The sequence below is a fragment of the Paenisporosarcina sp. P4_E4_2 genome (genome assembly GCF_056401595.1).
This window is the reverse complement of the sequence record NZ_JBFUJC010000179.1, coordinates 1-8,841: the sequence shown is the minus strand read 5'-3', so window position 1 is coordinate 8,841 and position 8,841 is coordinate 1. Positions and strand designations below refer to the sequence as shown.

The following is an 8,841-nucleotide window of genomic DNA, read 5'->3' as shown; positions in this document are numbered from 1 at the left end:
TAATACTTCAGTTTGTACATCATTAAAATTAATACCTGCAACATCTACTCTCACAGAAAACCCCTCCATCTATTTACATTCGACTTCTATTATATACGAATATGTTACGCTTTTCGAATTATCTGTCATCAGCTAAGATTACGCGTTTTAGAGCCCTATAGATGTGGTATACTTTACTAAACAATTCAACACGAAAGGGTGGACCACTATGGACATTCTTACAAATATTCCACTCCTCGCAGCCTTATTCGGAATCATATTTGCTCAATTCGTAAAAATCCCAATCACCTATTTAGTAACCAAGAAAGTCGATTGGAAACTTTTCACTTCAACCGGTGGTATGCCAAGTTCTCATTCAGCAGCTGTAACAGCTTTGACAACAGCGGTTGCTTTTGAAACCGGTCTCGGTTCACCTTTATTCGCTGTATCCGCCATTTTTGCAATCATCGTTATGTTTGATGCTTCAGGAGTTCGTTTCCAGGCAGGTCAGCAGGCAATCATTATTAACCAAATGCGTATTGACTTTCAGATTTTTGTTAATCAATCTAAAGAATGGGCACATAAAAAAGATGAAGAAAAGATTGAAGAGCTGAAAACACTACTTGGACACAAACCGAGCGAGGTTTTTATGGGCGCTTTAACAGGAATTTTCATTTCCATAATCATTTATGTATTTCTCGTATAAAAGAAGCAGTGGATCTCCTTTGAGAGCTCCACTGCTTTTCTGTTAAAACATTTGATATCCATTTTTACGTAACATTTTGATGACAATTCCTGCAATGATCGCACCAACCAAGCCACTAGATAAAACTAAAATATCCGCGAAATGAAGTGCCATTAATTTTTCCCCAAGTGCTTGAAATGCCATAACAGGCGCTGTGAAATACTCGAAAAAATCCACTTCATCGATAATCAAGATAACGACTATTGGATAAACAATTGCCATTAACCATGTCATGCGAAGTAACATATTGAGTAAAAAACCAATCCCAAAAAACATTACTAGAAATATTAATACGGATAACATAACCGTTACAAGTGTAAAATTACCGTCCATTGAATTGTTCCCTCCATGCGTTCCTTTCAACAGTTTACATGATTGGTATGTTCCTTTCAATATCCATGTGAGTTGTTCAACGGACTGTAACATGTTGAAGCACATAAGAAGCTTAAGGGATCGTCCATATTACTCATTAATGCCAACAAAAAAGGTTCTTTTCGAATTATTTACGAAAAGAACCTTCAGAGTCTACTTTTTCCTTCCAGAACCTGCACAACACGAACACGTTTCAGAACCACCAAGACGTAATTGGAAATATCCATTTCCTTTACAATATGGGCATTGATTRGCTTTAACATCCTTTTTGTAAGTTGTCATATTGACCATCTCCTTTTAATTCTTAATATTCTGATAATATAACATATAGGAAATCCTCTGTAAACCATACATCATCTAAATGTAAACGAATACATTAAATATTATCTCTATTTTGCTTAATTTTACTCCTCTTTTCTCATTCTTTCAAAACCATAAGCTCCTTCAACTGCTTCATCCTATATATGCATTACCCGCCCATTAATTACTTAAGTTTCAGCCTTCTATTTTCTAGAGAATCCTCATTACTCATTTAAATCCTTCAAATATTTCCGGTTTGTTAGAAAACCAACTCGGTTAGATTGAAAAAACCCATCTGGATAATCCAGATGGGCGAAATTTAATCTATTATTAAAGAACGTTAAATTTACCTTTTTTCACAACTAGTGAAGGACCGCCAATCATGAAAAGAGAACGGTTATCAATTACTTTTTTCATAAATGATGCCTTTGTGCCTGTAATTTTTTTACCGAAAACTACACCGATTGCGTCATGTTCACCAAGTGAACAAACACTACCTTTTAAATCAGGTACGAATGTTTCTGTTTGTTCTCCATTGATTAAAGCGATAAGGTTTTTCGCCACTGTCACACCTTGTTGCATTGCAATTTGTGCTGTTGGTGGGTAAGGACGGTTTACTTCTTCATTAATCAACAATGCGCAGTCACCAACGATAAATACATCATCATGACCTGGAGCACGCATATCTTTTTCAACTTTAACGCGGGCACGCATGTTTTCAATGCCTGTTTGTTCGATTAAACGGTTTCCGCGAACGCCTGCAGCCCAAACGACTGTACCAGCTTTCACAAATTCAAACTCGTCTTCACCTTTTTTAATTTTCACACCTTCAGGAGTTGCTTCAACAACTGGTGTTCCAATTGAGAATTCAATTCCTTTTGCTTGTAGGTGACCAACTGCATATTCAACCAATTCTGGATCAAATCCTGGTAATACCATTGGTGCAGCTTCTACACAAACAACACGTACTTTTTCATGTGGTACATCGAACTCTTTGCAAAGTTCAGGAACTCTGTTACCAAGTTCACCTAGGAACTCAATACCGGTAAACCCAGCACCACCAACAACGATTGTTAAGCGGCTATCATCTTTTACGTCTTCCATTGACCAAGTAGCGAATTGATATTCGATATGCTCACGGATTTGACGAGCTGCTTTTACATTCGCAATCGATAAAGCGTATTTATCTAAACCTGGAATCCCGAAAGTTTCGCCTTCGAATCCAAGACCGATTACTAGGTAGTCATAAGAAAACACACCGTTATCAGTTGTTACTTGTTTCCCAGGAATATCGATTCCTTCTACAGATGCTTTCACAAATTTTACTTTATCTGATTTAATTACATCTGCAATGTCATAACGTACTTGATCTGGTCTTAATGTTCCTGCTGAAGCCTCATGTAACCATGTAGATTCATAATGATAATCATTTTGGTTAATTAATGTAATATCTGCTACGTCAGGTCCAATGTTTTTTTGTAAGTTGACTACTGTTGCTAAACCGCCATAGCCGGCGCCTAATACTAAAATTGTCGGTCTTTTCACGAAGATCGAAACCACCTTTAAATAGTTTTATATTTATTCGTTTAGTCAAAGAAAAAAGAAGTATTTACATACTTCAAGTAGACTAAAGCGAATTTGTCTCTTTTTTCGACAAATGTACTATCCTCTATAATATACCTCTTAGGTTTTGATTTCAATATAATCCTGCCAAGAGTAAAAGGTTTGAATTTACAGAAAAAGACCAAAAATTGGTTGTCTTAACAATTTTCTGGTGTTCCTGTTTTGCTCGCTGTTCGGAATGATGAACCGCAACCACAAGACGCAATGGCATTTGGGTTTTCAATAGTGAACCCTCCACCCATCAACGATTGCTTATAGTCAATTACGGTACCATTTATGATGGCTGCATCTTCACTCGATACCAGGATGGTCAAGCCATGCTGTTCCAGTGTAATGTCTGAATCTTTCTTGTCGTGTTCAAAACCCATCCCATATGAAAGACCACTACAACCACCGCCATGAACGGCTACCCGTAAAAAGGAACCTTGCTCGTCATTATGACTCATCATTTCTTTAACCTGGTAAGCTGCAGCTTCTGATAATTCGACAACATGTGTCATCCGTTACACCTTCCTTCTATCATTTATGATACCAATTTTGCTCAAACACATACAACTAGAACAACTTAATTTGACTATCGATATAACCAACGTTTTGGGTATAATGAAAAAAAGATAAGTATAAAAAAGGAGCCTCTTAAGGCCCCAAATTGTTCAGCATAAAAATCAACTAGCATTATCAGCTCGTATTGTATAACTACAAGTGACAGTGCAATGCAATTTCACTTTTAGGAATTAAAACACTTGTTCAACTTCCACTACACCTGGAACTTCTTCCAAAAGAGCTCTTTCAATACCTGCTTTTAGTGTTATTGTAGAACTTGGGCAGCTACCACATGCACCAAGAAGACGAAGTTTGACTATGCCATCTTCGATATCGACAAGCTCACAATCTCCACCATCGCGGAGTAAAAATGGACGTAATTTATCTAATACTTCTTGAACTTGTTCTGTCATTGTATCAGTCATTTATTTCGACCCCTTTCCTTATAATTATTATAATGTGAAGAGAAGAAAAAATCCATCAGTACATACGAAACGGAGAAAATTATCATGGAGAAAAAATTAGTTTCAATTGAAATTTATGGTGCAGATGTCGTTTGTGCCAGCTGTGTAAACGCACCTACATCCAAAGATACGTACGAATGGTTGCAAGCGGCAATCGATCGTAAATACCCTAATCATCCTTATGAAATAACCTATATTGACATTGAAAAACCAGTGGATAATGAACGACAACAAGAAATTGCCACTCAAGTATTGGAAGAAGAATACTTTTTCCCACTCGTTTTAGTTGCTGGAGAAGTGGTTGGCGAGGGCTATATCCAACTGCAACCCGTTTTTGTTGAACTAGAAAAACATGGTTTTATCAGTAAATAAACAAAAAATGAGACCTGAAAGTTATATTTCACTTCCAGGTCTCTTTCTATTCATCATCCGTTATGCCACTTGTACATCCATAGCACACCAGATTTTAGTAAACGTGCGATACGTCCAGTGACTGTACGGTCTGCCAAGTAAGCAAAACCTTGTTTTTTCCCTAAAGAACCCAAGAATCCTTTTAGTTTGATTTCAGGCATCGTTTCAGGCAGCTCTTTACCTTTCCAACGTGCTTGAAGCACTTCAACAATTTGTTCCGCTTGTTCTTCCGCAACTTGTGCACTTGGCGAATATGGCAACGCTGCACAGTCACCTACCACATAAACATGTTCATCTTCGGGTAAGTTATGGTATTGAGACAACACAACACGCCCAATTGAATCAGTTTCCGTATTCATGTTTCTCACAGGAGCGACAGGTTGAATACCTGCTGTCCACACCACTGCATCCACTTCAATCGTCTCTTCATGGTTATGCAAAACAGTTGGCTCCACTTTTGTGATATTAGAATTACTGACGACTTCGACATTGTGGGTATCAAACCATTTTTTCACGAAATTACTTAATCGTTCCGGGAAGTCACGTAAAATACGTGGGCTTCGATCGAACAATTTAATTCCTAAATCCGGACGTGATTCGCGTAATTCGCTGGCAAGTTCGATTCCACTTAATCCTGCTCCGACAATCCCGACAACAGATCCAGATGGCAATCCACATAGTTTGTTAAATGTTTCACGTGAACGACCTATCGTTTGAATGCTTAACGTGAATTCGTCTGCACCAGGCACACCATGGTACTTGTCTTCACAACCTAATCCAATTACTACATCATCATATGGGATTTGTATGTCATTAGAAAGCACGACCATTTTTTCTTCACGGTTGATTTCTACGACCTCGCCATAGACCATTTTCAAACGTTCATGTTCTGGATAGGATACTCGGACTTCCTGGTCAGGAACAGTACCTGCTGCCAATGCATAAAACTCTGTTTTCAAACTATGGAATGGTGTACGGTCCACTAATGTAATTTGTACATCTTCAGGTAAATTATTATTTGGCAGTAAACGAAGCAACATACGCATGTTGCCGTATCCACCACCCAGTAAAACTAAGTTTTTCATAAAAAAATCTCCCTTGAGCATTTTATATACAGTCTATCTCTTTACGTTGTAAGTATAAATCATTGTGAGAAGTTTCACAATAAGACACTCGGATTGACGAACGAAAAAAAAAAGAGTAGCATGGCGATGTAGCGAGGTGAAGAACGTGTTTAATCCAATGGTAGAATTTTGTGTCAGTAATTTAGCGAATGGTTCGCAAAAAACGTTTGAACAATTAGAACGAGACCCAAATTTAGACGTTCTGGAATACGGGTGTTTAAGTTATTGTACAAAATGTGCTGAATCTTTTTTTGCAGTTGTTAATGGTGATGTCGTAGAAGCTGATTCGCCAGATGAGCTTACTAAGAAGATTTATGAATATATAGATGAAAATCCACTTTTTTAATACTCAGGAGCTGCGTAGATGCAGCTCCTTTTTTATATGCATTCCACTAAATTTTCAAGAGTTACAGTTGGACGTTCTGGTTTCAGCAATGCTTCTTCCGTAGAAGTCACACCCGTATTGACGTGAATCGTGTCAATTCCAAAATTTATTCCCGCCATAATATCGGTATCATAATTGTCTCCAATCATCACCATATCCTCTTTTGAATACTGATGTTCAAGCTGAATCATTTCAAGCATATGACCATGCGGCTTTCCTATATAAATAGGTTCAATGTGATATCCCGGTCGATTCCCATCACAAACACTTCTTTCGAAGAAGGCACTATACACACTCCTTTCTCAAGAAGTGATTCCCTCAATCCACTTTCCCCAATCATTGAAACTTCTTTTCCAGGGTAGTGAAGTGCAATGTACTTCGCTGCCGCCAAAGCAGAAGTCATAATATGACTGCGCTTTGCTATAATCCCAAAGCCTGCAAGCTTCGATAGCACTTGGTCCGGTGTCTGAGAAGCATTATTAGTCACAAAAAAAGGTTCTATTCCTTGGTGTTGTAAATGGTGAACAAATTGTACTGTTTCTTTTATCGGCTGTTTACCACGATAGACTGTTCCATCCAGGTCAATGCAATAACATTTATAAGTTTTCATGCTTAATCCTCTGGTAAAAATGCAGACACTGGCCCAAGTTCATGCGTTAAATAATGCTCAATACTCGCTGGAAATTGTCTTAACTCCTGGAAATTTGATTGCAATATAGTTTGCACTTCCTTATGATTAACGCTCATAAAATCTCGCACCAGCATTTTACGAAGTCCAATTACTTCTTTTAGAGGTGCGTCCATCTCAACAGATATCACTTTTTCGTCAGTCAATATGTCAATGATGTCATCATAGCTGCCTGGGTCTCTCATAATGAAGCCGTCTATCATGGAATTCCCAACATCAATCATGGACTCGATAATGTTTTGAGCAATTCGCTCCAATGCCAATTTTTCAAATTCATTCATAGAAGAATTCACTGATGTCTCCAGCATTTCCATAAGTGTTGTCATATACTTCAATGTATGATTAATTTTTTTTCGGTCTACAAAATACATAAGGTTCCCTCACTTTATCAGTTCTAAGTTGATTGTCTTTTCCATCCTATAGTACCATAATTGCTAGGAGTGGAAGGAGAACTGCCAAATGGAACGATTTTTCTTATATGATGATGTGGAAGATACAAAAACGAGATTTGTTAGCTTTACAGGTGAGTCTCAACGATATGATTTAGCAATTTTGCAAAGTAGCCGCTTTTTCGGAAAAGTACTCGTAATGGATATTCAATATAATCGTTTTGCTATATTGGGCTCTGATGATTTAGAAGAAGAAGGTTATTTGGAACATGTCTATAACCGCAACGAAGAAGAAGCCGCAGAACTACGCGATTATTTGCAGGAATTATTAGGCTAAGCATTCATTGTTGATGTATAAAAAGAAGGAATCATTGCCCGTTCCGCGGACGAACTGGCATCCATTTGCGCCTAGCAAGCCGCAAGAAAGAATATGATCAAAGGTAGTTTTGACCATATCCGCAGGAGCTGCACTTTTGAAGAATGAGACCCTCAACGATAACGTTTAACTGAGACTTAGGATAAGAAAAAACCTCGATTAGGATGATGGAACATCCAAATCGAGGTTTTCTGTTTGTGGTGTTTCTTCTATTGCAGCTAGAACTGCTACCGGTTTTGCTGGTCCGGATTTTTTTAATATAAAGTACGCACATCCAAAATTACAGTATTCATACAAATAATCCTGCAACGTACTGACTTTCGTATCATAAGTCGCTTTTTGATTTTTATCATCAAAGAAACCTTTCAGACGAAGTTGTCCATAACCCCAGTCGCCCAAAATGTAATCATATTTATTTAAAATTTCACTATAACGATCTTGGAAAGCCTCTTCTTTAAATGCTTCCCGATAATCTATCAGAATTTCATATTCCCATCGATCGATTGTAATCATCAATTCACGCTCCATCAACTTGTTGTGAGAGTTAATTGCTCGTCACCAAGACGCTGTTTTTCTCTTGCTGCTGCATTTACCTGTTCATCCGCATGGTAACTACTACGAACCAATGGTCCCGCTTCACAGTGTGAGAAACCTTTGGACATCGCAATTTTACGTAGTTCTCCAAATTCGAGCGGTGAATAATATTTTTGAACTGCAATATGTTTTTTAGATGGCTGTAGGTACTGCCCAATCGTCATAATATCCACGTTGTTTGCCCGCAGATCATCCATTACTTCTATAATCTCTTCTTTTGTTTCGCCTAGACCCACCATAAGAGAAGATTTCGTTGGAATATCGGGTTGCATTTCTTTTGAACGACGTAAAAACTCTAGAGAACGATCGTACTTTGCTCGTGCACGAACTCTCGGTGTTAACCGACGAACTGTTTCTATATTATGGTTTAAAATATCAGGTTTTGCATCCATCAGCATTTGTAGATTTCCCTCTATCCCACCCATATCAGAAGGCAAAACTTCGATCGTTGTGAATGGGTTTTTGCGACGAATGGCACGTACAGTTTCTGCGAAAACAGCAGAACCACCGTCTTTTAAATCATCTCGCGCAACCGCGGTTACGACGACATGTTTTAGATTCATCATGACAACTGAATCTGCTACACGTTCTGGCTCTGCTAAATCAAGTTCATTCGGTAAACCCGTCTTAACTGCACAGAAACGACATGCACGTGTACAAATTGCACCTAAAATCATGAACGTTGCTGTACGTCGAGTACCCCAGCATTCGTGAATGTTTGGGCATTTCGCTTCTTCACATACAGTATTTAAATTGTTTTCACGCATCATTTTCTTAAGACCTTTATAATTGTCATTCGTATTTAATTTAATCTTTAACCAAGCTGGTTTTCGAATATGTGTTTGTTT

The 8,841-nt window shown here is 38.0% G+C and carries 13 protein-coding genes and 1 pseudogene; 4 read left to right on the top strand and 10 right to left on the bottom strand.

Features of this window, described 5'->3' with window-relative positions; genetic code table 11:
- Nucleotides 1-208: 208 nt before the first annotated feature.
- Nucleotides 209-685: a divergent PAP2 family protein gene (locus AC1DSB_RS12615; protein WP_016428997.1), complete on the top strand. Its 477-nt coding sequence runs from the start codon at nt 209-211 to the stop codon at nt 683-685.
- A 42-nt stretch (nt 686-727) separates the two neighbouring features.
- On the opposite strand, the gene AC1DSB_RS12610 is transcribed toward AC1DSB_RS12615, so the two are convergent.
- From AC1DSB_RS12610 to AC1DSB_RS12590, 5 genes are all read right to left on the bottom strand, one after another.
- A complete protein-coding gene (locus AC1DSB_RS12610; RefSeq protein ID WP_016428998.1) occupies nt 728-1,057 on the bottom strand; it encodes a YuiB family protein in 330 nt (109 codons plus the stop codon).
- 192 nt (nt 1,058-1,249) lie between these two features.
- Entirely contained in the window at nt 1,250-1,378 is a 129-nt protein-coding gene (locus AC1DSB_RS12605; protein WP_016428999.1) for a YuiA family protein, read from the bottom strand.
- 348 nt (nt 1,379-1,726) lie between these two features.
- A complete protein-coding gene (locus AC1DSB_RS12600) occupies nt 1,727-2,941 on the bottom strand; it encodes an NAD(P)/FAD-dependent oxidoreductase (RefSeq protein ID WP_016429000.1) in 1,215 nt (404 codons plus the stop codon).
- Between the two features lie 215 nt (nt 2,942-3,156).
- On the bottom strand, nt 3,157-3,519 hold the full coding sequence (locus AC1DSB_RS12595; protein ID WP_016429001.1) for a HesB/IscA family protein: 363 nt from the start codon (nt 3,517-3,519) through the stop codon (nt 3,157-3,159).
- A gap of 234 nt (nt 3,520-3,753) precedes the next feature.
- Nucleotides 3,754-3,987, bottom strand: a complete 234-nt coding sequence (locus AC1DSB_RS12590; protein ID WP_016429002.1) for a NifU family protein — start codon at nt 3,985-3,987, stop codon at nt 3,754-3,756.
- 84 nt (nt 3,988-4,071) lie between these two features.
- Between AC1DSB_RS12590 and AC1DSB_RS12585 the strand changes: the two genes are divergently transcribed.
- Nucleotides 4,072-4,398 (top strand): YuzD family protein, encoded by a 327-nt coding sequence (locus AC1DSB_RS12585; protein ID WP_016429003.1) that lies wholly within the window; start codon nt 4,072-4,074, stop codon nt 4,396-4,398.
- Between the two features lie 53 nt (nt 4,399-4,451).
- On the opposite strand, the gene AC1DSB_RS12580 is transcribed toward AC1DSB_RS12585, so the two are convergent.
- A complete protein-coding gene (locus AC1DSB_RS12580) occupies nt 4,452-5,522 on the bottom strand; it encodes an NAD(P)/FAD-dependent oxidoreductase (protein ID WP_016429004.1) in 1,071 nt (356 codons plus the stop codon).
- Between the two features lie 157 nt (nt 5,523-5,679).
- On the opposite strand from AC1DSB_RS12580, the gene AC1DSB_RS12575 reads away from it, so the two are divergent.
- Nucleotides 5,680-5,907: a YuzB family protein gene (locus AC1DSB_RS12575; protein ID WP_036660166.1), complete on the top strand. Its 228-nt coding sequence runs from the start codon at nt 5,680-5,682 to the stop codon at nt 5,905-5,907.
- A 32-nt stretch (nt 5,908-5,939) separates the two neighbouring features.
- Here the strand turns inward: AC1DSB_RS12575 and AC1DSB_RS12570 are convergent.
- Both AC1DSB_RS12570 and hepT read right to left on the bottom strand, forming a co-directional pair.
- A pseudogene (locus tag AC1DSB_RS12570) lies at nt 5,940-6,556 on the bottom strand (HAD-IIA family hydrolase).
- Between the two features lie 2 nt (nt 6,557-6,558).
- Nucleotides 6,559-7,005 (bottom strand): type VII toxin-antitoxin system HepT family RNase toxin, encoded by a 447-nt coding sequence (gene hepT, locus AC1DSB_RS12565; RefSeq protein WP_016429007.1) that lies wholly within the window; start codon nt 7,003-7,005, stop codon nt 6,559-6,561.
- An 88-nt stretch (nt 7,006-7,093) separates the two neighbouring features.
- On the opposite strand from hepT, the gene AC1DSB_RS12560 reads away from it, so the two are divergent.
- A complete protein-coding gene (locus AC1DSB_RS12560) occupies nt 7,094-7,360 on the top strand; it encodes a DUF3055 domain-containing protein (protein ID WP_016429008.1) in 267 nt (88 codons plus the stop codon).
- A gap of 198 nt (nt 7,361-7,558) precedes the next feature.
- Here AC1DSB_RS12560 and AC1DSB_RS12555 read toward each other — a convergent pair whose 3' ends face one another.
- Together AC1DSB_RS12555 and lipA are read right to left on the bottom strand one after the other, a co-directional pair.
- Nucleotides 7,559-7,912, bottom strand: coding sequence for a YutD family protein (locus AC1DSB_RS12555; protein WP_477532637.1), 354 nt, complete (start codon nt 7,910-7,912; stop codon nt 7,559-7,561).
- Between the two features lie 14 nt (nt 7,913-7,926).
- Nucleotides 7,927-8,841: lipoyl synthase (gene lipA / locus AC1DSB_RS12550; protein ID WP_477586824.1), on the bottom strand; the 915-nt coding region annotated here is incomplete at its 5' end.